We start from the raw sequence: 22,726 nt of genomic DNA, 5'->3' as shown, positions 1-22,726 counted from the left end.
TTCCTCGGCTGCTCATCAGTACCCAGCCACCACGCTGGGCAGACCGCTCCGGCCAGGCCGGAACGGTTTCGCTCAGTGGAGGGTCCGGTCCTTGATCTTGCTGAGATGAACTTCCGCCTGGGGCTCTTCCCCGCGAGCACGACGAGCAAGGCATTCATCGCAGGCGCAGGAGACTGCTGTTTTCTCCCCATCCATTTCTGCCAACTTGCTAGCCAGAGCCTTTGATGCCTCCATAAGCGCGAAGGCCAGCTTCGAAGCCTTGGAGTCATGCAGTTTCGGTCCCATCATTCCGAAGATGACGCCGCCTTCGGCGTCGCTGATGGTGATGGTGTACTCGGCCATAGAGCCTCCTAGCGGTGGAATGAAAAGGTGATGTTGTAGTCGCGAGCGATCTGACGAATCCGCTTGGGATGCAGGCGCAGATCATGGGCCGCCATCTGCGGAGTCCATCCGCGCGCGGCCATCGCCTCGATTCGTGCGGCCAGCGGTGGCAACAGCCGGGTAGGCGTCGGCTCGTCTTCGAAAGAGTCGAAAGGCATGGTCTCTGGCTGGGGTGCTTCCTCCAGTTCGATGGGCTCGGCCGGCGATACCTCCACGATCTGAGCGACTGGCATCGACGGCACCTGGTCCATGCCCAGGGCTTGCTGTGCCAGGCGCGCCTCGACACGCAGAAGCGTGGTGCTGATCAGTTGAGCGGCGCGTGAGTGCATATCAGTGTCCCTCCACGGTGATCCGCCAACGGCTGTCGCGGCTGCCTTCGCGCACGTTGTCGATGCACTCGACGCGCACGGCGGCGTCCGGGTACAGCTTCTGAGCCAGGCGGCGGGCGCACTGCTCGCGGTTCCAGGTGCAACTGGCCGACTTCCCTTTGCTGGTGGCGGTGTAGCCATCGCCACTCCGGCGCATGTTGAAGTCGGTGAACAGCGCGCCAGTGGTGCCTGGCTTCGTGTTAGTAGTCATCACTTGGCCTCCCGTAGGTCGCGGACGGCTTCCAGGACCGTTACCACCGGGTCCAGGTACTCGCCAGTGATGGCGACCACCACCAGCTCGTTGCCGTTATCTAGCGTCAGGTGCATGACGTCGAAGCAGTCGGCATCGAGCTGCTCGGCCTCGTCGATCATCTGGCGGACGCTCTTGTCCAGGTTCATGTCATCGAGCAGCGGAACGCGCCCCATGTCACACCCCCAGCGCCCGCACACCGGGCGCATCTTGAGTGGAAAGGTGGCGGATGTAGCTGGCGATGGCGCCGAGATTGGCGCGAGGCTCAGCCTCCTGGCGGATGCCCGGAACGCGCCAGGCGAGCCCGGCGACGGGATCGGCGGTGAGGTCGATCACCCGGCGCAGTTCAGCAGGATCCCCTTCGGCGATGGCGAAGTAGCCATCACCAGGGTGCTGGTCGTGCAGCTCGATCAGGCCGTCCAGGCGGCATGCAGCGAAGGTCTTGGTCATGATCAGTTGCCCTCCAGGAGGAAGGTCTGATGCGGGAGCTGGGCCGGAGACTTCCGCCGAGGGCGCTGAGTGACTGGCTCCGCCGCAGCTTTAGGCATGACCAGCTGCCCAGGGCGTACCACCGTCAGCTCGGCGCGAGGCGATTCCCCAACGATGTACTTGAAGTCGCCATCGGAGTAGTCCTGTTGCACCTTGGCCGCCCGGCTCATGATGTCGATGACCTTGAGCGCATCCCCTTGGGGCAGCAGGTAGCACTCATAATTCACGGTGACTACGCAAAGCTGTTGCTTGCTGTTGCGTGCGGCCATCTCACACCCCCGCCATGTCGAGGCTGATTTGTTCGTACTGGTCGCTGTCGCCGACACGCTCATAAAGGCGGATGTAGGACTTGGAGCCGACCGCCTGGCAGGCTTCGCCAATGGCCTTCATAGCGCGTTGCCAGCGCTCATCCGGGATGTCCAGGCGGCGCAGCGCCAGGACGCGGGCAGTGCGGATTTCGCCGTTGGTGTCGGTGCGGAAGGCATTGCTGACCAGCGTCACCACTTCGGGGCGCGCGCCCTGGGTCCAGTCGCGCAGGCACTCGTCAATCAGCACGCGGGCCGCTTCGATGCGCTCGTCGAACTGGATGGTTTCCTGGATGGCCTTTTTGATCATGTAGCGGCCGTCAAAGCTCAACAGCGACACGTTGCCCTTTTTGCCGCCACGCTTGACGCCGTACTGCTCGACGGACAGGTCGACAAAGGCTTCGATGTCGCCGAAGGCGGAAGCCTTGAAGCGGGACAGCTCTTCCTGGACGGCCTTGGCCTTGCCCACCAGTTCCATCACCAACTGGTCGCGGGCGAGGTCAACGGGCTTGATCAGGACTTCCGCCACCAGACGCTTCTGGGCGTCCATGCGATAGCCTTCGGGGATGGTTACTTGGTTCATGTGTTGGCTCCTGGATCAGAAGAAAGTCAGGTCAGCGCGAGCGCTGGGGCTTTTGGGGCTGCTGTAGTCGAGGTAGCTGATGGGCTCGGACCAGGTCACCTCCACGCCCTGGAACCGCGCGACATAGCGGGTACTGCCGGCCGTGGCATGGCGCTGGTAGCCGACCAGGAGGTGCAGCGACTCCAGGCGGCGGCCGTCTTCGGGACTGAGCGTCAGCCGGTTGTTGCTCGGGTCGATGCGGTGCAGGCGGATGCCCATGCGCTGCAGGGTCCGCGTGGCGTCGTTGAAGGTGTGCAGGCTCACGGCCAGCTCAGGCGTCAAGAACTTCAAGCGCGATTCGGTTTTCATGGCCTTGTTCCTCGCGGTTCACGGTGGCGGTGTGGGGGTTGCGCGGGCAGGCGCGGCACGCCTTCCAGCAGCGCATGGCGACAGGGTTGTTCAGCGGCGCGGGCCGCTGCAGGTATTCACTGCACTGGGTAGAGGTCACCAGCTCGCCCTGGGCCGGGCACTCGATGCGGCTGAGCGCTTCCAGGACACGGCGCTCGACGCGGATGGTCGAGGGCGACGGGTAGCGGTTCGCCAGGATGGTGCTGACGGTGGAACGGCTCATGCCGATGGCCTGACCGGCCTTGGTCTGGCTGCTGCGCGCGACTTCCGCCGCCAGCAGCTGAACGAATACGGGCGGGTGCTCGCCCCAGGCGGACAGGTCGATCTGATTCATCCGCGCACCTCCCCGGTGGTGGCCAGGAGGGCCTGGATGGCATTGATGGCCACCGCCTTGTCGGCATCAGACGCAGGCATGGCGCGCATCGCCGCTTCCATGTTGCGCAGCTCATCGGCGGAGCTGGCACCCACCATTGCGGACAGCGCTGCGCGCAGCGTGGCCATCTGGCTGGCAAGGGTATTGCGCTCCGACTCCAGGCGCTCGACCTCGATGCGCGCCCAGGTCAGTTCCTGGCATTCCGGCTGCGCCGTAGCCTCGCCCGACACCCACACCACCTTGTCCAGGTTCGGGTCGTACACCTGGCGATTCTCGGACCGCTGCACCATTGGCGGACGCGGCCCGGTATAGCGCTTGGGCGTGAGGATGTAGTGGCGCCCGTCACGCTCCAGGTATCCGGCGCTCTTGAGGTCGCGGAAGTAGCGTTCGACGCTAGACGGCAGCACTTTGGCGCCGGTGGCGGCGACCTGGGCGGCGATCTGCTCGGACGTGGCGCGACCGAGGATCCGCAAGGTTCGCCACATGGCCTCGGCAACGTAGCCCTTGCGGGTCGGGTTGCCCTTGGCGTCCAGGTTCGGGGCCTCGACACCATTGTCACGGGCCAGGCGATACACCACCTCTTCATTTCTGGCGAAAGCGCGCACAGGCTCGATGTGGCCAGCCTTGCGCAGACCGGCCAGGTAGGTGACGACAGCGCCGTCGTCCTGGCCCGACTTTCGGGCGATCTGGTACGCGGTGAACTCGGCGCGGTGGGCGCGGATGGCCTCCCACATGTGCTGGCGAGGGAGCTTGCCGCCGATCATGGACAGGTGAGCCTGGCGTTGGCGCTTCATTTCGAAGTCCTCGGGCTCGGCGCCACACCGGTATACAGCTCCAGGCCCAGGCGCTTGAAGTCGGCCTGATCCAGTTTGACCATACCGTGAACGGCGGCAGACTCTGCGAGCATTTCCAGGTTGACGGAGACACGGCGCACCGAGCCTAGGGATTTGGTCACCAGATGCGACAGCAGGTCGTCGGCGATCTGGACGCCTGGGCTGTAGACCGGCGCGAGGTTGCGGGCGTCGTCCAGGGTCACCGGCTGGGCAGGAATCCAGCTCAGCACGCGGCCGTGGAAGCGCTCGAACTTCTTCAGCTTGGTCGGCAACATTTCCTCGCCGATCAGCATGATCGCGGCCTGGCTGGACTCGTACAGGTCGCGGACCAGCTCGACGCAACCCGAAGCCACCAGGTGGTCCATCTCGTCGATGATCAGCGGGCGGCCGCTGCCAGCCAGTTCTTCGGCGATCTGGTCGGCCATTTCCGGGATGGTGCCGCTCGGCTTGATACCCATTTCCCCCAGGATGGCCTTGAGGGTGTGCTTGCGGGTCCAGAGGCTTTTGGCCTGCACGTAGTAGGCGCGACGGCGGTTCGCTACCCAGGCGGCGGAAACGCTCTTGCCGAAGCCGCTGGGGCCGTAGAAGCACACCAGGCCCGGCAGGGTTGCGGTGCGCGACAGGGCCTTCTCCAGGGCGATGTCACAGAGCGCGATGTTGGCGATATCGGCCATGCCGGTGGAGGTGGGAATGTTCTGCTGGATGGTCATGAATACAGCTCCTTTCATGCTTGCCGCTGTTGGGCAGCGAACTCTTTCGATTTGGGGTAAACCTCGAACCACTGGGCGGCTTCCGGCTCGATGGGCTGGCCGGAGCGTTGGCGTTCAGCCAGTTCGCACCATTGGCGGTAACGCTGGGCGGGTACTGTCGGCAGGGTGAAGACCTGGGCGGACGCTGCCGGGGCTGCGGTGGCGACGGTGACTGGCTCGTCGATCCGCTCCGCCTGTACTTCGAATGTCGCGGCGGACCGCGAACGGAGTTGCTCGGGGGTGATGGTTCCGAGGCCGGGAATGGTCAGCGGGGCGTCCATTTCCAGGGCGTAACCGCCTTGACGCTCGGCGCGGATCTCGTCCAGGTGCGCAATGGCGCGTTTCTCGCGGGCATCGGCCCGCTTCTCGCGGGCGCGCTCGATGTAGGACGCCGGCATGTAGTCGCGGCTGTTGCCACCCAGCTCGGCGGTGCAGAGGAAACGGCCTTCACCGTCGTACACCCACACCTTGCTGGCGTCGTGGATGTCGTAGGCGACCGCCAGCTGCTCGCCGTGGAACTCTTCCAGCTCGCGGGCGAAGTAGCGGTTGCCGATGAACTCCAGTTCGCAGCGGCGGACGGTGCGCAGCACCTGGGGCCGGAACAGCGGGCGGGCTTCGTCGTCGGTAACGCGCATCGGGCTGAAACCCTCCGCTTCGTGCAGCGCCCAGGCTTCGTTCGGGGTCATGTGACGGCGGCGACCGGTGTTCGGGTCGGTGATGCGCGGCAGGCTGCTGTGCGGGCGGTCGTTGTACTCGGCAATCTGCTGTTCGCAGAACGCGACAAAAGATTCCCAAGACATCAGCGGCATGGTGCCGCCCTTGGCGATGGCCCGGCGCGTCAGCTTGAAGGTGGCCAGCTTGGCCTGGCGGTCCATGTCGGCGCCGATGTAGCCGGGCAGTTCCTTGGCGGCCCGAATCCACAGGCTCTGGTGGACGCGCTCAATCACGCCCCGCGCCTGGCTGTTGTAGGGCAGGCTGTTCTTCATATCGATGCCCAGGCGGCCCATAAGGCCGACCGCCTCGTCGCGCATCATGTGGTTGACGTAGCCCGAGCCGTTGTCCACGTAGAAGATGGCCGGGACGCCGCCCTTGATGCAGGCGTCACGTAGGGCATCGACCACCACCAGGGCCGACTCGGCCAGGCCGGTGGACCAGCCCGGAATTCGACGGGTACGGATGTCGATGATGGTGGTGATTTCCGGCCGGAAGGGCCGGCCGTGCATCGGGTGCTGGACCTCGGCGTCGAACGTGTGGCCGTCGCAGGAATAGACGTCGGTCGGCAGCAGCTTGGTGAAGTCGCGGCGAATGAACGGGCGCAGCGCCTTGATTTCATGCTCACCCATGCGCCCGACCTCGCGGCTGACGTTGCCCACCTTGCGCAGGAACGCATAGACCTGGTCCAGGCTGGGCATTTGCCCCTGCCAGTGCTTCTCCAGTAGTGCATGGGCAGCGCGGGCGCTGCGCTTCTCCGGCCCTTGGTAGATCGTCATGAAGGCAGGCGCCCAGTCGGGAACGCTCATGTCCGGGCGGCGGACCTTCGGCACCAGGGCGCCACGCTCGGCCTGATCCAGGAAGCGCTCCAGGCTGCGCACGCTCGGCAGGCCATCCGCGCTCGGGCGGCCGCGAGGATCGCGGGCCATCTTGAGCATGGCGAGCAGCTGCGGCTCGACCTGGCCGAGGCGCGCCATGTCCAGCATCAGGGTGATGGAGCGCTTCCGGCTGTAGCCGGTGCGGGCCATCATCAGGTCTAGGGCGTGCAGCACCCCCTGGCGGGCATCGGCGACCAGTTGCTGGCGGTTGGTTTCGACCAGGGCCAGCTGCGTCTCCTGGCGGACCGCCTTGGTGGCCACCTCGCCCAGGGCGGCGTTCAGCAGTGCGGCGCGGGTTTCCTTCGGCAGGGCCGAAACGTGGTACTCATATCCACCACCGCGCCCGGAGTGCTTCTGCTTCTTCCAGCCTTCCCTTTCTGCCAGCTTTCGGATACCTCGATCAGTAGTCGGCAGCCCTGGAAGCCCGGCCAGCTTTGTAGGCATGAACCACTCACTCATGGTCGCCTCCAGTAGTCTCATGGCGGGCGATCAGGGCGTTACCGAGGGCGAGCGCAGCAGTTTCCAGCCATTCGGCTGCAATCTGTCTGCTGCCGTTGAAGACTGAAGCGAGGTCGCCATCGACCGAGTTGAAGAACTCGGTGGCATGGCGGAGATCGTCGAGAAGCGGGCGATGTATAGCGTCAAGCTGTGCTTGCCCGAGCGCAATGGATTCAATACTGTCAGCCGTTTTGGAGGGCGCAGGCATGATCAGCGAAGAAGAGTTTCGCGAATTGCAGGAAGAACTGGACGATCTGACAGAGGCGTTCGGCCGGCTTGAGGAAATGAACGAGGCATTATCTGAAGTGGTGTTCGCACTGCTGCAATCCACATCGATCAGGCCGAGACTTTTTTCCCGACTCATTGATCACACCCTCGACAAATGGCTGATTCTTCGTCGTGACTTGGGTTCCCCCTCCGCAAAGCTCTTGCAGCGCGTGCGAGACGACGTTCTCTCCAAACCGCCTGAGGGGACGCTGGATTTTCCTTCAGCCAGGCCGCGACCTCTGCTGCGAGCGGTTCCCGCACCACGTCGGAAAGATTCGGCTCACGGGCCGGACGGTTCTGGAGAAGACGTTCAGCGTGAGCCTCGGCCTGGCGATACTCCTCAGCCTGCGCCAGGGCCAACTCCTCACGAACCCAGCGACGAACAACGTCCCGAATTGGACGAGTAATAAGCTTGATCATCAGACGCCTCCCATAAGTCGCTTGAGTTCACGTGCCTGCCGGCTCGCTTCCTCGCGGGTCCGCTCAAGGCGACCCAGTTCGGCGAGCAGTGCATCGCGGCCGTAAGCCACGCGGCCGCCACGCACATCGACCAGCCAGTTGGTCAGCAGATGGCTCGCGCAGACGTCCTCCAGGAGGGCGGCTCGGTAGAAAGGCAAGTTGTGATCAGCTCGGGCGGGACTCGACCAGGCGTCGAGCATGTTCTTGCTCACGTCATCGCCGGACAGGCGCGACATGCGGGCGGCGACCTCGTAACGGTCAAGGTCGCAAGCCTTCAGAATTTCGCTGACCAGTTCGCTGACCTGGGCGGCGTAGTTGCACTCACCAGGTATAGCGCGGGCCGGCTGCGGAACATCGAAGATGTCCAGCGTTCGATCGTCTTTGCGGCGGGCCATGTTCAAGCCCTCGCTTCGTCTTTACGCTGCGCTATAGGAGCGTATCTGGTATTTTTTGCATAACTTTCATAAGCCAGCAGCGTCTCTGAGCGATTCGGACGCTGCCGCTTCGGGTTGTCCTCGTCAATCCAGCGTTCGGGCCAGAGCTTCACAGGGCTCAGGTCCAGCGCGGCGGCGAGTGCACGCTCTACGCGGGGATAGGGAATCTCTTTCGCGACGCGAACTGCCCTGGAGCTAACACCCAGTTGGCGGGCTATTGCCGCGGTGGAAGAACCACGGATGCGCAGCTGGTACTTGATCCACTCCCAGCGCATCACCGGGTCTTTCGGGATGGTGGCTATGTTCATCTCAATCATTCCATCTTGGCGGGTGGAAGGCTGTTATCTAACTGCCTGTTGGGGATAAACATAACACATCTGATTGGCTGATCAAGACGGAACAGTAAAGTTCCGCCTTTTGATTTACATATCAATCAAGTGGAATCGGCTTTTTTATCGTGAAATCAGACACTTACGGAAAGGCGGAACAAGATCAATCAGATAAGTCAGCTGTTCCGACTTTCACGCAGGAGGTCGGAACGCGCATCGCGGAGGTGGCTAGGCTGCTTGGTAGCCGGCGAGCATTGGCGAAGCAGGTCGGCATCCACGAGACCCAGCTTTACAGATATATCAAGGGGATCAACGCCGCCGCTCCTGAACTCCTTTCGGCCATAGCCAAGGCTGGTCGTGTGAGTCTGGATTGGCTTATCAATGGGGAAGAGGTGGTTGCTACGCCTGTCGAAGGCGCGAAGAGCGTTGAGGGCGAGTATGTATACATACCCCTCTATGACGGCCAGGTGAGCGCAGGGCATGGTTCCTGGACCGACGGCGCCACCGTGCTTGTGAATCTGGCATTCACCCGGTACAGCCTGCGAAAAAAGGGCTTGGACCCCTCCAGTATCTCAGCGATCCGCATTGGCGGTGACTCTATGGAGCCTCTGCTGTGCGATGGCGATACAGTGCTTGTGGATCACACCAAGTCAACGGTCCAAGACGCGGCAGTCTACGTCGTTCGCCTGGATGACCATCTCTATGCAAAGCGCCTGCAAAGGCGCTTTGATGGGTCGGTGTCGATCATCAGTGAAAACAAGGCCTATACCGAAATGATCGTCCCAAAGGCAAAGCTGTCGGACCTGGAGATCATCGGAAGGGTTGTATGGGCTAGTCGCTGGATGGTTTAGCGCTCATTCTGTGCCAATTAACGATCAATATTTTGCAGTCCTTGCTCAATCCTGATCGATTTTTTCCAAACTGTCCCACAGCGCCTGTCCGGCTGGAGCCCTAGTGCTATAGGGGCTCTGGCCTATCCCTCCCTCTTTTGGCATGTGTCAAAACAGTCACCTCCCCACAGCTCAGGGTCGATTCATTCGCCACTGAGCCGCAGGAAGATTGCCCCGCCGACACCACCACCTTGCCTTGTCTACTGGCTGGTGAACCTACCTACGCAATGCAGTTCGCCACTGCGGGCAAGTCGCGCAGTTATAACCCGCTGGATGGCACCAAGCCTGCTGCCAATACGGGTATCCGCTGGTATTCGAAAGTAGCTCCGGATGGTGGAAACGAAGCCGCTTCGGTCAATGCCGAGTACGGCTCCGCAACAGGGTTTGCGGGTGGCAATTCGAATGCGACGGCGGCGACGGTTTTCTATTACGAGGTCAATAGTCAGGGTAAGTCCGTCAGCTTGTCTGATGCGGTTTACCTGCGTTCGACCATCGCAAAAATTTCTGAAAGATAAGGGCGGTCGTGAAGATGAAAAAGTTACGCGCGGCTCTTGCTGTAGTTACTTTATCTGCTCAATGGGGAGTAGGTATGGCTGATAATATTTCGCAGTCTCCGTTAGTGCTCTCGGAGAGTGTTCAGTCAAATATTATTTTGACGCTGGATGATTCGGGGAGTATGCAGTCTGGATATGCTCCTGATACAATTTCTGGTTCGTATTTGACTAGAAGGATGAGGTCATCGACATATAACCCTATTTATTATGACCCCAAGGTTACATATAAGGTTCCGGTCAATGTTGGTTTGGATGGAAATATATCCCCGAACCCTTATGTTACAAGCATAAGCCATGCGCCTAGTAATGGATTCCATACAGCGGTTGATGATAGTGTGGATCTGACAAGTAACTATCGATATACCCGGGAATATGACATTACCAAAACTTCGGGGTGGGCTACTCTTTCGAGTAATCCAGTGAGTGACTTTGGTAGTTTTCAGTGGTCAGTGAATGTTTCGGGGCTTCCGGTAGGAACAACATCTGGAGTTTTAATTGGCGGTAATAATAGTACCCAGGGTAGTTATGCTTATAAAATAAAAAGAACTGGTAATTCGACATGTACTGTCGATATTGCTACATGGAATACTTCGGCTGTATCTTCTTGCACGCTGGCGAATGGGCAGACATATAGTTTGAAGCTGACGTCAACGCCGAGTCGGATTGGGGTCGGAGTTCCTGCCTATTATTATGTCTATGATGAAAGCCTGTTGGGATGCTCTTTGTCTGCAAATAAGGTAAATGATGATGTCTGCTACAGGTTGGTCTTTGTTAGCAGTACGTCAGGGGTTGTTCGAGATGATGACCCTGCATCAGGGAAGGATGAGCGACAAAATTTTGCAGTCTGGTATTCGTTTTATAGAACTCGCTCTCTAACAGCTATTAGTGGTGCTAATCTGGCTTTTAGTGGTCTGCCGGAAACGGTTAGGGTTGCATGGCAGTCTCTTAATGTGTGCCAAGGTATAGGATATGATGATAATGATTGTAAGAATAATTACATAAGACGGTTTTCAGGGCGGCATCGTGGTAATTTTTTTAATTGGCTAACTAATCTTTTCTTTTATGGTACTACGCCATTGCCTGCAGCCATGATGCAGGCGGGGGAGTATCTGAAGGGAAGCGATCCCTGGGCATATGATCCAAACCCCATGAACGCCGCAGGGGTCACCAGAGCAACCATTCAGAATCCGGTTTATTCATGCCGACCCAGCTACCATATTCTGATGACTGATGGCATTTGGAACGATCTTCCTCTTAATGTGCCCAACCTTGGCGATCACTCTGCATTAGCATTGCCGGATGGCGTTCAATACAACCATAAGAGCCCATTCTATGATGCAACGATCAAGACTCTCGCCGATCTGGCGTTCTACTATTGGGCTACCGATGCCAGGCCTACGCTCGAAAATAATGTAAAACCAATAATAGTTGCCCCCAATAGCAACCAGGCAACCCAGTATTGGGATCCGCGAAATGATCCTGCTACTTGGCAGCATATGGTGACATTTACCATTGGTCTTGGCCTGAGCACATCTCTGAGCAGGGCGAACATACCTTGGGCAGGTGATACCTATGCCGGGCCTGGATATGCCGGCCTGGCCAATGGAACCTTGAATTGGCCTCCTGCCTCTGCTGGTAGCAACGATAACGTCTACGATCTCTGGCACGCGGCGATCAACTCCCGCGGCCAGTTCTTCAGCGCGGATAGCCCGGACGCGATCGTCAATGCGTTCTCCAGGATCATCAACCTGATCGGTGACAGAACAAGCACATCTTCCAGGCCGGCGGTGAAGTCTGCGGTCGGTAATGTGGAGGCCTATCGAGCGCAGTTCAGCAGCGATGACTGGAGCGGTGACCTCATACGCACCGATGACAGTGGCGGAACCACCTGGAGTGCCAAGACGCGTCTGGCTGCGCTGCCATTTGCGAACAGAAAGATAAAGATATACAGCGCAACGGACTCCACCCATCTGCAGAGCTTCAACTGGGACAACCTGAGCGATGCGCAGAAGGCACTGTTCAATCGCAACCCGGACAGCAATAGCAGTGCAGACAGCAACGGTAACTATCGTGTCGACTTCATAAGGGGCGACCGCTCCAGGGAGGGCACGGCCGTTGGCTCCTTGCGCAAGCGCGGCTCGGTACTGGGCGATATCGTCAACTCATCGCCGCTGCTGGTTGGCCCGCCTGCCTACTGGGCCTCGTTCGCCAACTCCATCGAGGGGGACGATTCGGACTACGCCGCGTTCAAGTCTGCGCACGCCGGGCGCAGCAGCATGGTCTACGTGGGGGCGAACGACGGCATGTTGCACGCCTTCGATGCGGAGAGCGGAGACGAGAAGTTCGCCTTCATTCCCAGCGCCGTCATCGAGAATCTGTATCTGCTCACCGGGCAAAGCTATACCGGGAGCGCCCACCGTTATTACGTCGACGGCTCGCCGGTCAGCGCCGATGTGTATTTTGGCGGCGCGTGGCATACGGTCCTGATCGGAACCCTGGGCGGGGGCGGGAAGTCGATCTTTGCCCTGGATATCACCGACCCCAACAACATCAAGCTCCTCTGGGAGAAGAGCTACAGCGTCGGGGACGCAAACCTTTCGGCACTGGGGTACACCTTCCCCAAACCCTATATCGCCCGGCTCTACTCCGGCCAGTGGGCTGTCATCACCGGTAATGGCTACTCCGGCACCAATAGCGGCCAGGCCGCGCTGATGGTTCTGGATGTACAGACTGGCGATGTTCTGAAGAAGCTGGTCGCGCAGGGAGATGCGTCGCGGGCGAACGGTCTTTCGAGCGTGGTGGTATCGGACTACAACAGCGACGGTGTTGCCGAGTACGCCTATGCGGGCGATCTCCAGGGCAACCTGTGGCGCTTCGATCTGCTCCCCGGCAGCGTTCACAGCAGCACCGCGAGTGACCCCTTCAAGCGCGGTGCCGGTGGCATCGCGGACAGTGCGTCGTACCTCAACGACTTCACCGTCGCCTATGGCGGGCACCCGCTCTATACGGCCAAGGACCGCCGTGCCGGCGCAGCCTCCACCGCGCAACCGATAACGGCACCGCCATCGTTGGTGCGCCACCCGACCGGCTTGGGCTACCTGGTGATTTTCGGAACCGGAAAGTACTACGAGACCGGGGACTCTCAGGCCGACACCACCAGGGCCATGAGCCTGTATGGCATCTGGGACCGGCAAACCAAGGGCCAGTCGACCACCGCACACAGCCCGGCACTGAGCCGCAGCGACCTGGTGTTGCAGGAGTTCAGCACGCCGGACAGCAATCCATTCACCTCCATTTCGGCGATACGCACGCTGTCGCGCAATGCCGTGTCCTGGTATCGGGACAATGCCACCGCTACTGAAGACAGCGATGTGAATGCCTGGGGCTGGGTGCTGGACCTTGCGGTCAATGACAGTTACAGCGGCGAGATGATGGTGCAGCCGCTGATACCCCGCGGCTCTACGCTGCTGGTCGATTCGATGATTCCCAGCGATGACCCGTGCTCGGGTGGCTCCACCAACTGGCTGCTGGGCATCGACCCGTACACCGGCGGGGCGACCACCTACAACGTCTTCGACCTCAACCGCAACGGCATCATCGACAGTTCCGACTCCGCTAACGGTTCGGTCGTTGCCGGCTTCATCGCGGGTACCGGCACCTCCGGCGGCAGCAATACCGCCGGTGGAGAGATGCGCTCAGGGGACATCAACTCGAAATCCGATCGGATGCACTACAGCTCCGGCCCGGACTTCACTGGCCGCCAGTCCTGGCGTGTGATTCCGGAGGTGGAGTGATGGACGGCTCATCACGGGGCTTCACGCTGATCGAGATGATGGTGGTGGTGGCGATCATTGGGATTCTCGCCGCCATCGCCTACCCCAGCTACACACGGTACGTCCTGCGCTCGAACCGGACCGAAGGGCAGGCGCTGCTCTCGGATGCCGCCGCGCGGGAGGAACGCTACTTCGCCCAGAACAACAGCTACATCACCGCAAGCGGCGATGTCGCCAAACTGGGGTTGGCAGGGAACATGTCGCGGACTGGCAAGTACTCACTCGCCATCGCAGCGGGGGCTGCGGCGGATGGCGGGTACAAGCTGACGGTAGCGCCGCAGGGGGCGCAGGCCCAGGACACGGATTGCGGCAGCCTGACCCTGACGGCCACTGGCGAGAGGGGCGCCGGGGGGGATGTGGATGACTGCTGGAAATAGCGGGGACGGCCGGTAGCCGTATAACTGCCCGCCAAACGTCATCGAAAGCCGCCTCCTCGACAGGAGGCGGCTTTTTGCATTGCTGCCGTCGCTACTACGTCGGGGTTCTATCCACCCACTTCGGTGCCGCCAGCGGCTTCCAGCCTGCCAATGCGTCGATCAGCTCTGCCGGGGTGGCGGCGCGCTGGAGCATTTCACGGTGCTGCGAACGAACGAAGCGCTCCTGCACGAGGTGGTCGAGGAAGGTCAGCAGCGGGTCGAAGAAGCCGTTCACTTCCAGCAGCCCCAGGGGCTTGCCGTGGTAGCCAAGCTGGCCCCAGGTCCAGACCTCGAACAGTTCCTCCAGCGTACCCAGGCCGCCGGGCAGGGCGATGAAGGCATCGCTCAGTTCGGCCATGCGCGCCTTGCGTGCGTGCATGCCATCCACCACTTCGAGGCGTGTCAGGCCCTTGTGGCCGATTTCCGCCTCTTTCAGGCTCTGCGGGATAATGCCGATGACTTCTCCGCCCGCCGCCAGCGCAGCGTCGGCCACCATGCCCATCAGACCGACCGCACCGCCCCCGTAGACCAGGCGGATACCACGTTCGGCCAGATGGCGGCCAAGGGCTTCGGCGGTTTCCTGGTAGATCGGTGAGGCGCCGGGGCTGGCGCCGCAGAATACGCAGATGGAACGCAAGGACATGGAACACTCCCACTCTCGTCGAGGTCGTCAGGGTAGCGGCTGCGGCGGGAGTGACCAAGACTTGCGTAGCGATTTCAGTCGTGCTGGAACGCTCCGCCGGATGCGGCGAGGGCGTAGTCGGCGAGCAGACTTTGTAACAGGGAATATGGATTCAAGGCTCGGGCTCCGCTAGGGACGGGGTGTGGCGTCTATGCTAGTCGGGGTGCGCTGTTCTGCCTCGTTGATGAAATGGATCGGCTTGATAGACATTTCGAGGCTTGCGCCGTGGCCAACCGCCAGTGCGCCGTTGACCTGGATCAGGGGAACTCCACCGCCCATCGGGCAGTCTCCCCTTCAGGATTCACCGCCCAACCTGCCTAGGAGGCTTGTATGTTCCGTAAACTCGCTGCTGTATCCCTGCTTGGCCTGTTCAGTGCCCCGCTGCTGGCCGCCGAATGCTCCGTGGATATCCAGGGCAACGATCAGATGCAGTTCAGCACCAACGCGATCACCGTCGACAAGAGCTGCAAGACCTTCACCGTAAACCTGGCCCACCCGGGCAGCCTGCCGAAGAACGTAATGGGCCATAACTGGGTGCTGACCACCGCCGCCGACATGCAGGGCGTGGCCACCGACGGCATGTCCGCTGGCCTGGACAAGAACTACCTGAAGGACGGCGACACCCGTGTCATCGCCCACACCAAGGTTATCGGTGCCGGCGAGAAAGACTCCGTGACCTTCGACGTCTCCAAGCTCAAGGAAGGCGAGCAGTACATGTTCTTCTGCTCGTTCCCGGGCCACTCGGCCATGATGAAGGGCACCCTGACCCTGAAGTGATCGCGAGCAAATACTTGCGAAACGAAAAGCCCGACTTGAAGTCGGGCTTTTTATTTTCTGAAACAACGCTACGGTGTCCGTGGTTGAAAACGTAACGGGGGACTCATGTACCACGGTGAACGCTTCAATGCCTGGACGCACCTGTTCGGCGCTGTGCTGGCGCTGGTCGGGGGGATCTGGCTGCTGGTCGCCACCAGCCTGCTGGGGGAGCCGCTGCGCATCATCAGCGTGGCGGTCTACGGCACGACTCTGTTGCTGCTCTACAGCATTTCCACGCTTTACCACAGCGCGCGCGGGCGGGCGAAAGTCATCCTGCGCAAGCTCGACCATCTATCCATCTACCTGCTGATTGCGGGCAGCTACACACCGTTCTGCCTGGTGACGCTCAAGGGGCCGTGGGGCTGGACGTTGTTCGGCATCGTCTGGTCGATGGCGGTGATCGGCATGCTGCAGGAGATCAAGCCGCGCTCCGAGGCGCGGGTGCTGTCGATCATCATCTACGCGGTGATGGGCTGGATTGTGCTGATCGCCGTCGGCCCGCTGTACCGTGCGCTGGGCGGCGCCGGTTTCGCCTGGCTGGTGGGTGGCGGCGCGTTCTACACCATCGGCATCATCTTCTTCGCCTACGACAGCCGCTTCCGCCACTGGCATGGCATCTGGCATCTGTTCGTGATCGCCGGCAGCCTGCTGCACTTCATCGCCATCTGGCGCTACGTCATTCCGCAGCATTGAGCCGGGCGGCGCGGGCTTCTCCCGCGCCGCCAGGTGCTTACGGCGCGGTGGGCAGTGCGCGCTTGTGGCGGGTCTTCTCGAAGGTGCGGACGATGATGTCGAAGGCTTCCTGGCCCACATCCTGGCCGTGCAGGAAGGCGTCGATTTCCTTGTAGGTCACGCCGTGGGAATGCTCGTCCGGCTTGCCCGGCGCGAGGTCTTCGAGGTCGGCGGTCGGTACTTTTTCCACCAGATGCTCCGGTGCGCCGAGGGTGCGGGCAATGGTGCGCACCTGGTTCTTCACCAGGCCGGTGAGCGGGGCGAGGTCGCAGGCGCCGTCGCCGAACTTGGTGAAGAAGCCCATCACTGCTTCGGCGGCATGGTCGGTGCCTACCACCAGGCCCTGACGCGCGTTGGCGATGGTGTACTGGGCGACCATGCGGATGCGTGCCTTGGTGTTGCCCAGGGCGAAGTCGCGGGTCGCCGGCGCGAGACCCTCCAGCGCACGGGTTTCCGCCGCCAAGGCCTGTACCGAGGGGCCGATGTTCACGGTGTGGCGCTCGTCCGGCGCGATGGCATCCACCGAGTCCTGGGCATCCTGCTCGTCGCCCTGAACGTTGTACGGCAGGCGCACGGCGAGGAAGCGGTAGTCCTGGTTGCCGGTCTCGGCGCGCAGGGCTTCCACCGCGCGCTGGCAGAGCATGCCGGCGGTGAGCGAGTCGACACCTCCGCTGATGCCCAGCACCAGGGTCTTCATGCCCGCACCGGTCAGGCAGTTCTGGATGAAGCGGATACGCCGCTGGATCTCGGCCTGGACGTCTTCCGGGCCGTTGAACGGCGGCTGGACGTTCAATTCGGTCGCGATGGCTTGCTGGATGGCTTTCATGGAAATACCTCGATCCGGACGGTGACAGGTCATTGCCTGTCGGAATGCAGGAAAAATACCAGCGACTGCCGCGCTGGGTCGATGGTCAATTGTGCCGCTCAGGTGGCATCCAGGCTCGCCTCGATCCATTCGACGAAGGCGCGCACCTTGGGCACCGCCGCGGCGTGCTCGGAGTAGGCCAGGTAGTAGCCGCTGCGACTCGCCAGCCCGTGCTCCCAGGCGATCACCAGCTTGCCCTCGGCCAGTTCTTCCTCCACCAGAAAGCGCGGCAGCAACGCAACGCCGCAGCCGGCCTGTGCGGCGCGGATGCACATGTAGAAGGTGTCAAAACGCGGGCCGTGATAGCTGTGTTCGCTGCGCTTGCCCAGGCTCTGGAACCATTCGTGCCAGGCTTCGGGGCGTGTGGCGTTCTGCAGTAGGACCAGTTCGGCCAGTTGCGTCGGGTCATGCAGCGGTGTAGCCGGAAGAACCGCCGGCGAGCAGACCGGCACCATCTGCTCGCCGAACAGGTGCACGCACTCCGCGCCCGGCAGGGTTCCCGTGCCGAAGAAAAAAGCGATGTCGCAACGAGACTGCAGGAGGTCGCCTGGCTCCAACTCCTGGCGAAGGTCCAGGTGGATATTCGGGTGGCGGTGACGCCAGCCGTTCAGGCGCGGGATCAGCCAGCGCGCGCCGAAGGTCGGCGGCGTCGCCACGCGCAGCACTTCGGTCTCGCCGCCGTAGGAGAGCAGGTAGTGGGTGGACATTTCCACCTGGGTGAGGATCTTGCGTACTTCGGCCAGATACAGCTCGCCTGCCGGCGTCAGTTGCAGGCGCCGCCGCACGCGCCGGAACAGCAGGTGCTGGAGCATTTCTTCCAGTTGCGCCACCTGCTTGCTGACGGCGCTCTGGGTCAGGCTCAGCTCTTCGGAGGCGCGGGTGAAACTCAGGTGCCGCGCCACCGCTTCGAAGCATTGCAGGGCGGTCATGGACGGCAGGTGGCGTTTGCTCAGCATGGCGGGCAGTTCATGAATTTACGGAATGATGTGCATAGGAAACGTCGTTTGTTGTGGCTCGGCAAGCCGTTTATTACTGCTGGCATTCCAATGGGTTATCGCAATGAAACAGGAGTCCGCATGATTTCCGCACTGCTCGAATCCCTCGGCGTCGACGCCAGTCTGTATGCGAACGGCGATCACGTCATCCATACGCCCATCGACGGCAGCCGCCTGGGGGCGGTGCGCCTGGAAAGCGCCGCCGAGGTGGAGCAGAAGATCGGCCGCGCCGCCCATGCCTTCGACGCCTGGCGCAAGGTACCGGCGCCGCGCCGTGGCGAACTGGTGCGGCTGTTCGGCGAAGAGCTGCGCGCGAGCAAGGCGGCTCTGGGCGAACTGGTGTCCTGGGAGGCCGGCAAGATCACCCAGGAAGGCCAGGGCGAAGTGCAGGAAATGATCGACATCTGCGATTTCGCCGTCGGCCTGTCGCGCCAGCTCTACGGCCTGACCATCGCCTCCGAGCGCCCCGGCCACCATATGCGCGAGACCTGGCACCCGCTGGGTGTGGTCGGGGTGATCAGTGCCTTCAACTTCCCGGTTGCAGTGTGGTCGTGGAACACCGCGCTGGCGCTGGTGTGCGGTAACGCGGTGGTGTGGAAACCGTCGGAGAAGACCCCGCTCACCGCGCTGGCCTGCCAGGCGTTGTTCGAGCGCGCGTTGAAGAAGTTCGGCGATGCGCCGGAGTACCTGAGCCAGGTGGTGATCGGAGATCGCGTCGCTGGCGAAGCGCTGGTGGACGACGTGCGCGTCGCCCTGGTCAGCGCCACCGGCAGCACCCGCATGGGTCGCGAAGTCGGCCCCCGCGTTGCGGCGCGTTTTGCCCGCAGCATTCTCGAACTGGGCGGCAACAACGCGATGATCCTGGCGCCCAGCGCCGACCTGGACATGGCCGTGCGCGCCGTGCTGTTCAGCGCCGTCGGCACCGCCGGCCAGCGCTGCACCACGCTGCGCCGGCTGATCGCCCATGAGTCGGTGAAGGACGAATTCGTCAGCCGCCTGAAGACCGCCTATTCCAAGGTGCGCATCGGACATCCGCTGGAAGGCAACCTGGTCGGCCCGCTGATCGACGAGCGCAGCTTCCTGGCCATGCAGGGCGCGCTGGAGCAGGCGCGTGGCGAAGGCGGCGTGGTGTTCGGCGGCGAGCGGCAACTGGCCGAGCGCTATCCGAATGCCTACTACGTGTCGCCCGCCATCGTGGAGATGCCGGAGCAGAGCGCCGTGGTGTGCAGCGAGACGTTCGCGCCGATCCTCTACGTGATCCCCTACCAGCGCTTCGATGACGCGGTGGCGTTGAACAACGCAGTTCCCCAGGGGCTCTCGTCGTGCATCTTCACCACCGACCTGCGCGAGGCGGAAGCCTTCATCTCGGCGGTTGGCAGCGACTGCGGCATCGCCAACGTCAACATCGGCCCGAGTGGCGCGGAAATTGGCGGTGCCTTCGGCGGTGAAAAGGAAACCGGCGGCGGTCGCGAATCTGGCTCCGACGCCTGGAAGGGCTATATGCGCCGGCAGACCAACACCGTGAACTACTCACGGGAACTGCCGCTGGCCCAGGGCATAGTCTTCGACTGATGCCGCAAGCGCCGGCTCCTCGAGAGGGCCGGCGCCGCAACACGCTTCGCCTGCCATTCACAAGATTCACCGATAAGGATCGCTGGATGTCGCTTCGCCAAGAGTGCCTGTGGGAACGCCTGACCCCCGAACGCCCGGAAGCTCCGGCGCTGCGAGGGGAACGCAAGGTTGACGTGTGTGTCATCGGCGCCGGTATTACCGGCCTGTCTGCCGCGCTGCACCTGCTGGAAAAGGACCGGACGGTCTGTGTCCTGGAAGCGCATGCCACCGGTCACGGCGGCTCCGGGCGCAATGTCGGCCTGGTCAACGCCGGCTTGTGGATTCCGCCGGACGAGATCGAGGCGGGTCTGGGCGCCGAGGTGGGCGAGCGGGTCAACCGCATGCTCGGCAATGCGCCGTCGCTGGTGTTCTCACTGATCGACCGCTACGCCATCGATTGCCAGGCGCGCCGCGAAGGCACCTTGCATATGGCTCACAATGCCCGTGGCCTGGCCGACCTGCGCAGCCGCTGCGAGCAATGGGGGCGCCGAGGCGCGCCGGTGGAATTGCTGACCGGCGCGGCCTGCGAACAGGCTTGTGGAACCGACAAGATTGCTGGCGCGCTGCTCGACCGCCGTGCCGGCACGCTCAATCCGATGGCCTATGTCAGCGGTCTGGCCCGCTCGGTGGTCGGGCTTGGTGGCGAGCTGTACCACCACTCCCCGGTGGTCGGCCTGGTGCGCGTGGGCAATGCCTGGAACGTGATCACCGAAGGCGGCGTCGTGGTCGCCGAGCAAGTGGTGATCGCCTCCAGTGCATACACCGAGGGCGAGTGGACCGAACTGCGCCGCACCTTCTTCCCCGGTTACTACTACCAGGTCGCCTCGCGTCCGCTGGAGGGCGCCGAAGCTGCGCGCATCCTGCCCGGCGGCCAGGGCTCCTGGGACACCCGGCAGGTGCTCAGCAGCATCCGCCGCGATGCCGACGGGCGCCTGCTGCTCGGCAGCCTCGGCAAGGGCACGGGCAAGCCGGCATGGTTCCTCAAGAGCTGGGCGGACCGGATCCAGCAGCACTACTTCCCGAAGCTGGGCAAGGTGGATTGGGAATTCACCTGGACCGGCTGCATCGACTTCACGCCCGACCACCTCATGCGCTTGTTCGAGCCCGCGCCGGGGCTGGTCGCCATGAGCGGTTACAACGGCCGCGGCGTCACCACCGGTACGGTGGTCGGCAAAGCCTTCGCCGACTTCCTGCTGGGCGGCGACGTCAGCGTCCTTCCGATGCCGTTGCGGCCGATGGAAGAGGTCTCGGCGGCCGGTTTGCGCAGTTGTCTGTATGAGGCCGGATTTTCCCTCTATCACGCGGGGCAGTGCCTGCGGGTCGTGATCTGAAGTCGGCGATTCGCTGGCGGGAACCTCCCGCCACGTCTCCCCCAACGCCCGCTGCACTTTGGTCTAGCCTCTTATGGTGCGTTACCCCGATGGGTCTGCACCGCGGATGTGCACTTCGGTGACAGCGAAGGTTACGGATGGGGTTGCGCCTGTGTTGGCTGGAGCTGTCGGCCCACGGGATGGATGGTTGCACCCTTGGTAAGGTCGGGTTGCACCTGTTTTGCCCGGCGGGTTGCACGTGTCTGGCGCTGATGTCTGCCAGCTCCGGCTGGTTTTGCGGTAGGACTTGGTTAATAACAAAAACGAATGGCACGCGGCTTGCTGTCGATAAATCGCTGAATCGCTAAAACGAGAAATCGCCAACACGTACGCCATTACAAAAACCCTCAGGAGCAAAACTCCATGTCGCAGAAGATTTTCAGAAAAGGCTTTCTGGCCCTGGCGGTAACCACCGCGCTGGGCATGTCTTCCCTTGTTGAGGCAGATGTCGTTATCGGGGTCGCAGGACCGCATACCGGGGCCAACGCCTCGTTCGGCGAGCAGTACTGGCGCGGGGCATCCCAGGCTGCCGAGGACATCAACGCCGCCGGCGGTATCAATGGCGAGAAGATCAAGCTGGTGAAGGCGGACGACGCCTGCGAACCCAAGCAGGCCGTCGCGGTGGCCAACCGCCTGGTCGACCAGGACAAGGCCGTGGGCGTGGTCGGCCACTTCTGCTCTTCCTCCACCATCCCCGCATCCGAGGTGTACGACGAGGCTGGCATCATCGCCATCACCCCCGGCTCGACCAACCCGCAAGTGACCGAGCGCGGTCTTTCCGGCATGTTCCGCATGTGCGGTCGCGACGACCAGCAGGGCGTGGTGGCTGGCGACTACATTGTCGACGTGCTGAAGGCCAAGAAAGTCGCCGTCATCCATGACAAGGACACCTACGGCCAGGGTCTGGCCGATGCAACCAGGGCGCAGTTGAACAAGCGCGGCGTGAAGGAGGTGCTGTACGAGGGCCTGACCCGCGGCGAGAAGGACTTCAACGCCCTGGTCACCAAGATCCGCGCCTCGGGCGCCGAGGTCGTCTACTTCGGCGGCCTGCATCCGGAGGCCGGTCCGCTGGTCCGGCAGATGCGCGAGCAGGGCCTGACCGCCACCTTCATGTCCGACGACGGCATCGTCACCGACGAGCTGGTCACCACCGCCGGCGGCCCGCAGTACGTCAAGGGAGTGCTGATGACCTTCGGCGCCGACCCGCGCCTGATCCCGGACGGCAAGGCCGTGGTGGAGAAATTCCGCGCCGGCGGCTTCGAGCCCGAAGGCTACACCCTGTACGCCTACGCCTCGGTGCAGGCCCTGGCGGCGGCCTTCAACGGCGCCGGCAAGACCGACCCGGCGAAAGCCTCCGAGTGGCTGAAGTCGCACCCGGTCCAGACCGTCATGGGCAAGAAGGAGTGGGACAAGAAGGGCGACCTGAAAGTCTCCGACTACGTGGTCTACGAGTGGGACGACAAGGGCAAGTACCACCAGCTCGACGCGTTCAAGAAGTAGCCGCCTGTTGGCGATCTGCAGCGCGGCGGCAGCACTGCGCTGGAAGTGGTTTCGAGGGGCTCGTTTAGCGTTTGTAAACTCCGCCTTCTCACCCGCTTCCGCCTTGTGCCGCTCCAGCCAGCAAGATCGTAGACAGGCGCGAGTCACGCCTGACCTGCCGGCGCCGCT

Annotated in this window: 27 protein-coding genes and 1 other RNA gene; 9 read left to right on the top strand and 19 right to left on the bottom strand. The window is 62.3% G+C overall.

Going from position 1 to position 22,726, the window contains the following annotated elements; translation table 11 throughout:
• Window positions 1-2: 2 nt before the first annotated feature.
• From OU419_RS25310 to OU419_RS25235, 16 genes are all read right to left on the bottom strand, one after another.
• Window positions 3-74, bottom strand: an RNA gene (locus OU419_RS25310) — hammerhead ribozyme type II.
• A complete protein-coding gene (locus tag OU419_RS25305) occupies window positions 73-342 on the bottom strand; it encodes a hypothetical protein (RefSeq protein ID WP_254472348.1) in 270 nt (89 codons plus the stop codon). Before OU419_RS25305 ends, OU419_RS25310 begins: the two co-directional genes overlap by 2 nt.
• A gap of 8 nt (window positions 343-350) precedes the next feature.
• Window positions 351-710: a hypothetical protein gene (locus OU419_RS25300; RefSeq protein WP_254472349.1), complete on the bottom strand. Its 360-nt coding sequence runs from the start codon at window positions 708-710 to the stop codon at window positions 351-353.
• Window position 711: 1 nt separating this feature from the next.
• The gene (locus OU419_RS25295; protein ID WP_254472350.1) at window positions 712-960 is read right to left on the bottom strand and encodes a hypothetical protein; all 249 of its coding nucleotides are present in this window, start codon (window positions 958-960) and stop codon (window positions 712-714) included.
• Window positions 960-1,175, bottom strand: coding sequence for a hypothetical protein (locus OU419_RS25290; protein WP_254472351.1), 216 nt, complete (start codon window positions 1,173-1,175; stop codon window positions 960-962). Before OU419_RS25290 ends, OU419_RS25295 begins: the two co-directional genes overlap by 1 nt.
• A gap of 1 nt (window position 1,176) precedes the next feature.
• Entirely contained in the window at window positions 1,177-1,449 is a 273-nt protein-coding gene (locus OU419_RS25285; protein ID WP_254472352.1) for a hypothetical protein, read from the bottom strand.
• Between the two features lie 2 nt (window positions 1,450-1,451).
• Window positions 1,452-1,757 (bottom strand): hypothetical protein, encoded by a 306-nt coding sequence (locus tag OU419_RS25280; protein WP_254472353.1) that lies wholly within the window; start codon window positions 1,755-1,757, stop codon window positions 1,452-1,454.
• A 1-nt stretch (window position 1,758) separates the two neighbouring features.
• The gene (locus OU419_RS25275; RefSeq protein ID WP_254472354.1) at window positions 1,759-2,376 is read right to left on the bottom strand and encodes a DUF3164 family protein; all 618 of its coding nucleotides are present in this window, start codon (window positions 2,374-2,376) and stop codon (window positions 1,759-1,761) included.
• Between the two features lie 15 nt (window positions 2,377-2,391).
• The gene (locus tag OU419_RS25270; protein WP_254472356.1) at window positions 2,392-2,724 is read right to left on the bottom strand and encodes a hypothetical protein; all 333 of its coding nucleotides are present in this window, start codon (window positions 2,722-2,724) and stop codon (window positions 2,392-2,394) included.
• A complete protein-coding gene (locus OU419_RS25265; RefSeq protein WP_254472357.1) occupies window positions 2,687-3,097 on the bottom strand; it encodes a hypothetical protein in 411 nt (136 codons plus the stop codon). The genes OU419_RS25270 and OU419_RS25265 overlap by 38 nt, the downstream gene beginning before the upstream one ends.
• Window positions 3,094-3,930, bottom strand: a complete 837-nt coding sequence (locus tag OU419_RS25260) for an OTU domain-containing protein (protein ID WP_254472358.1) — start codon at window positions 3,928-3,930, stop codon at window positions 3,094-3,096. The genes OU419_RS25265 and OU419_RS25260 overlap by 4 nt, the downstream gene beginning before the upstream one ends.
• Window positions 3,927-4,697: an AAA family ATPase gene (locus OU419_RS25255; RefSeq protein ID WP_408004911.1), complete on the bottom strand. Its 771-nt coding sequence runs from the start codon at window positions 4,695-4,697 to the stop codon at window positions 3,927-3,929. The genes OU419_RS25260 and OU419_RS25255 overlap by 4 nt, the downstream gene beginning before the upstream one ends.
• On the bottom strand, window positions 4,694-6,766 hold the full coding sequence (locus OU419_RS25250) for a DNA-binding protein (RefSeq protein ID WP_254472361.1): 2,073 nt from the start codon (window positions 6,764-6,766) through the stop codon (window positions 4,694-4,696). Before OU419_RS25250 ends, OU419_RS25255 begins: the two co-directional genes overlap by 4 nt.
• The gene (locus OU419_RS25245) at window positions 6,759-7,169 is read right to left on the bottom strand and encodes a hypothetical protein (protein WP_031655001.1); all 411 of its coding nucleotides are present in this window, start codon (window positions 7,167-7,169) and stop codon (window positions 6,759-6,761) included. The genes OU419_RS25250 and OU419_RS25245 overlap by 8 nt, the downstream gene beginning before the upstream one ends.
• Before the next feature lie 322 nt (window positions 7,170-7,491).
• Window positions 7,492-7,926 carry a hypothetical protein gene (locus tag OU419_RS25240; protein ID WP_023123547.1) on the bottom strand — a complete coding sequence of 145 codons (435 nt, stop codon included), beginning with the start codon at window positions 7,924-7,926 and terminating at the stop codon, window positions 7,492-7,494.
• A 2-nt stretch (window positions 7,927-7,928) separates the two neighbouring features.
• Entirely contained in the window at window positions 7,929-8,273 is a 345-nt protein-coding gene (locus OU419_RS25235; RefSeq protein WP_010791925.1) for a helix-turn-helix domain-containing protein, read from the bottom strand.
• Between the two features lie 149 nt (window positions 8,274-8,422).
• Here OU419_RS25235 and OU419_RS25230 point away from each other — a divergent pair, with 149 nt between their 5' ends.
• The 4 genes from OU419_RS25230 (at window position 8,423) to OU419_RS25215 (ending at window position 13,948) form a co-directional block, all read left to right on the top strand.
• On the top strand, window positions 8,423-9,145 hold the full coding sequence (locus OU419_RS25230) for an XRE family transcriptional regulator (protein WP_031654998.1): 723 nt from the start codon (window positions 8,423-8,425) through the stop codon (window positions 9,143-9,145).
• 266 nt (window positions 9,146-9,411) lie between these two features.
• Window positions 9,412-9,699 carry a hypothetical protein gene (locus OU419_RS25225; RefSeq protein ID WP_254472363.1) on the top strand — a complete coding sequence of 96 codons (288 nt, stop codon included), beginning with the start codon at window positions 9,412-9,414 and terminating at the stop codon, window positions 9,697-9,699.
• Between the two features lie 1,187 nt (window positions 9,700-10,886).
• Window positions 10,887-13,532, top strand: coding sequence for a pilus assembly protein (locus OU419_RS25220; RefSeq protein WP_254472365.1), 2,646 nt, complete (start codon window positions 10,887-10,889; stop codon window positions 13,530-13,532).
• Entirely contained in the window at window positions 13,532-13,948 is a 417-nt protein-coding gene (locus OU419_RS25215) for a type IV pilin protein (RefSeq protein ID WP_254472370.1), read from the top strand. The genes OU419_RS25220 and OU419_RS25215 overlap by 1 nt, the downstream gene beginning before the upstream one ends.
• 94 nt (window positions 13,949-14,042) lie before the next feature.
• Here OU419_RS25215 and OU419_RS25210 read toward each other — a convergent pair whose 3' ends face one another.
• The gene (locus OU419_RS25210; RefSeq protein WP_254472371.1) at window positions 14,043-14,630 is read right to left on the bottom strand and encodes an LOG family protein; all 588 of its coding nucleotides are present in this window, start codon (window positions 14,628-14,630) and stop codon (window positions 14,043-14,045) included.
• A 369-nt stretch (window positions 14,631-14,999) separates the two neighbouring features.
• Here OU419_RS25210 and azu point away from each other — a divergent pair, with 369 nt between their 5' ends.
• Together azu and trhA are read left to right on the top strand one after the other, a co-directional pair.
• Window positions 15,000-15,446: an azurin gene (gene azu / locus OU419_RS25205; protein WP_254472372.1), complete on the top strand. Its 447-nt coding sequence runs from the start codon at window positions 15,000-15,002 to the stop codon at window positions 15,444-15,446.
• A 105-nt stretch (window positions 15,447-15,551) separates the two neighbouring features.
• A complete protein-coding gene (gene trhA / locus OU419_RS25200; protein WP_254472373.1) occupies window positions 15,552-16,178 on the top strand; it encodes a PAQR family membrane homeostasis protein TrhA in 627 nt (208 codons plus the stop codon).
• A gap of 37 nt (window positions 16,179-16,215) precedes the next feature.
• Here trhA and nadE read toward each other — a convergent pair whose 3' ends face one another.
• Complete coding sequence (gene nadE / locus OU419_RS25195) at window positions 16,216-17,043, bottom strand: ammonia-dependent NAD(+) synthetase (protein WP_254472374.1); 828 nt, start codon at window positions 17,041-17,043, stop codon at window positions 16,216-16,218.
• 98 nt (window positions 17,044-17,141) lie between these two features.
• The gene (locus OU419_RS25190) at window positions 17,142-18,038 is read right to left on the bottom strand and encodes a LysR family transcriptional regulator (protein WP_254472375.1); all 897 of its coding nucleotides are present in this window, start codon (window positions 18,036-18,038) and stop codon (window positions 17,142-17,144) included.
• 120 nt (window positions 18,039-18,158) lie between these two features.
• Here OU419_RS25190 and amaB point away from each other — a divergent pair, with 120 nt between their 5' ends.
• From amaB to OU419_RS25175, 3 genes are all read left to right on the top strand, one after another.
• The gene (amaB, locus tag OU419_RS25185) at window positions 18,159-19,649 is read left to right on the top strand and encodes an L-piperidine-6-carboxylate dehydrogenase (protein WP_302328976.1); all 1,491 of its coding nucleotides are present in this window, start codon (window positions 18,159-18,161) and stop codon (window positions 19,647-19,649) included.
• A gap of 86 nt (window positions 19,650-19,735) precedes the next feature.
• Entirely contained in the window at window positions 19,736-21,019 is a 1,284-nt protein-coding gene (gene amaA, locus OU419_RS25180; protein ID WP_254472377.1) for an L-pipecolate oxidase, read from the top strand.
• A 402-nt stretch (window positions 21,020-21,421) separates the two neighbouring features.
• Window positions 21,422-22,558, top strand: a complete 1,137-nt coding sequence (locus OU419_RS25175; protein ID WP_254472378.1) for a branched-chain amino acid ABC transporter substrate-binding protein — start codon at window positions 21,422-21,424, stop codon at window positions 22,556-22,558.
• Window positions 22,559-22,726: the final 168 nt, after the last annotated feature.

Origin of the sequence: Pseudomonas triclosanedens, from assembly GCF_026686735.1 — a bacterium.
GTDB classification, from domain to species: domain Bacteria; phylum Pseudomonadota; class Gammaproteobacteria; order Pseudomonadales; family Pseudomonadaceae; genus Pseudomonas; species Pseudomonas triclosanedens.
Note: the sequence above shows the minus strand (reverse complement) of the source record. Positions and strands in the feature narration are given on the sequence as shown.

What these genes read in the sequence shown, in the direction of transcription:
- OU419_RS25250 (WP_254472361.1), bottom strand. Translation starts at nt 6,766, where the DNA reads ATGAGTGAGTGGTTCATGCCTACAAAGCTGGCCGGGCTTCCAGGGCTG.
- trhA (WP_254472373.1), top strand. Translation starts at nt 15,552, where the DNA reads ATGTACCACGGTGAACGCTTCAATGCCTGGACGCACCTGTTCGGCGCT.
- amaB (WP_302328976.1), top strand. Translation starts at nt 18,159, where the DNA reads ATGATTTCCGCACTGCTCGAATCCCTCGGCGTCGACGCCAGTCTGTAT.
- OU419_RS25275 (WP_254472354.1), bottom strand. Translation starts at nt 2,376, where the DNA reads ATGAACCAAGTAACCATCCCCGAAGGCTATCGCATGGACGCCCAGAAG.
- OU419_RS25220 (WP_254472365.1), top strand. Translation starts at nt 10,887, where the DNA reads ATGAACGCCGCAGGGGTCACCAGAGCAACCATTCAGAATCCGGTTTAT.
- OU419_RS25290 (WP_254472351.1), bottom strand. Translation starts at nt 1,175, where the DNA reads ATGGGGCGCGTTCCGCTGCTCGATGACATGAACCTGGACAAGAGCGTC.
- amaA (WP_254472377.1), top strand. Translation starts at nt 19,736, where the DNA reads ATGTCGCTTCGCCAAGAGTGCCTGTGGGAACGCCTGACCCCCGAACGC.
- OU419_RS25245 (WP_031655001.1), bottom strand. Translation starts at nt 7,169, where the DNA reads ATGAGTCGGGAAAAAAGTCTCGGCCTGATCGATGTGGATTGCAGCAGT.
- OU419_RS25210 (WP_254472371.1), bottom strand. Translation starts at nt 14,630, where the DNA reads ATGTCCTTGCGTTCCATCTGCGTATTCTGCGGCGCCAGCCCCGGCGCC.
- OU419_RS25235 (WP_010791925.1), bottom strand. Translation starts at nt 8,273, where the DNA reads ATGAACATAGCCACCATCCCGAAAGACCCGGTGATGCGCTGGGAGTGG.
- OU419_RS25295 (WP_254472350.1), bottom strand. Translation starts at nt 960, where the DNA reads ATGACTACTAACACGAAGCCAGGCACCACTGGCGCGCTGTTCACCGAC.
- OU419_RS25305 (WP_254472348.1), bottom strand. Translation starts at nt 342, where the DNA reads ATGGCCGAGTACACCATCACCATCAGCGACGCCGAAGGCGGCGTCATC.
- OU419_RS25300 (WP_254472349.1), bottom strand. Translation starts at nt 710, where the DNA reads ATGCACTCACGCGCCGCTCAACTGATCAGCACCACGCTTCTGCGTGTC.
- azu (WP_254472372.1), top strand. Translation starts at nt 15,000, where the DNA reads ATGTTCCGTAAACTCGCTGCTGTATCCCTGCTTGGCCTGTTCAGTGCC.
- nadE (WP_254472374.1), bottom strand. Translation starts at nt 17,043, where the DNA reads ATGAAAGCCATCCAGCAAGCCATCGCGACCGAATTGAACGTCCAGCCG.
- OU419_RS25175 (WP_254472378.1), top strand. Translation starts at nt 21,422, where the DNA reads ATGTCGCAGAAGATTTTCAGAAAAGGCTTTCTGGCCCTGGCGGTAACC.
- OU419_RS25255 (WP_408004911.1), bottom strand. Translation starts at nt 4,697, where the DNA reads ATGAAAGGAGCTGTATTCATGACCATCCAGCAGAACATTCCCACCTCC.
- OU419_RS25280 (WP_254472353.1), bottom strand. Translation starts at nt 1,757, where the DNA reads ATGGCCGCACGCAACAGCAAGCAACAGCTTTGCGTAGTCACCGTGAAT.
- OU419_RS25190 (WP_254472375.1), bottom strand. Translation starts at nt 18,038, where the DNA reads ATGCTGAGCAAACGCCACCTGCCGTCCATGACCGCCCTGCAATGCTTC.
- OU419_RS25285 (WP_254472352.1), bottom strand. Translation starts at nt 1,449, where the DNA reads ATGACCAAGACCTTCGCTGCATGCCGCCTGGACGGCCTGATCGAGCTG.
- OU419_RS25270 (WP_254472356.1), bottom strand. Translation starts at nt 2,724, where the DNA reads ATGAAAACCGAATCGCGCTTGAAGTTCTTGACGCCTGAGCTGGCCGTG.
- OU419_RS25215 (WP_254472370.1), top strand. Translation starts at nt 13,532, where the DNA reads ATGGACGGCTCATCACGGGGCTTCACGCTGATCGAGATGATGGTGGTG.
- OU419_RS25240 (WP_023123547.1), bottom strand. Translation starts at nt 7,926, where the DNA reads ATGGCCCGCCGCAAAGACGATCGAACGCTGGACATCTTCGATGTTCCG.
- OU419_RS25260 (WP_254472358.1), bottom strand. Translation starts at nt 3,930, where the DNA reads ATGAAGCGCCAACGCCAGGCTCACCTGTCCATGATCGGCGGCAAGCTC.
- OU419_RS25265 (WP_254472357.1), bottom strand. Translation starts at nt 3,097, where the DNA reads ATGAATCAGATCGACCTGTCCGCCTGGGGCGAGCACCCGCCCGTATTC.
- OU419_RS25225 (WP_254472363.1), top strand. Translation starts at nt 9,412, where the DNA reads ATGCAGTTCGCCACTGCGGGCAAGTCGCGCAGTTATAACCCGCTGGAT.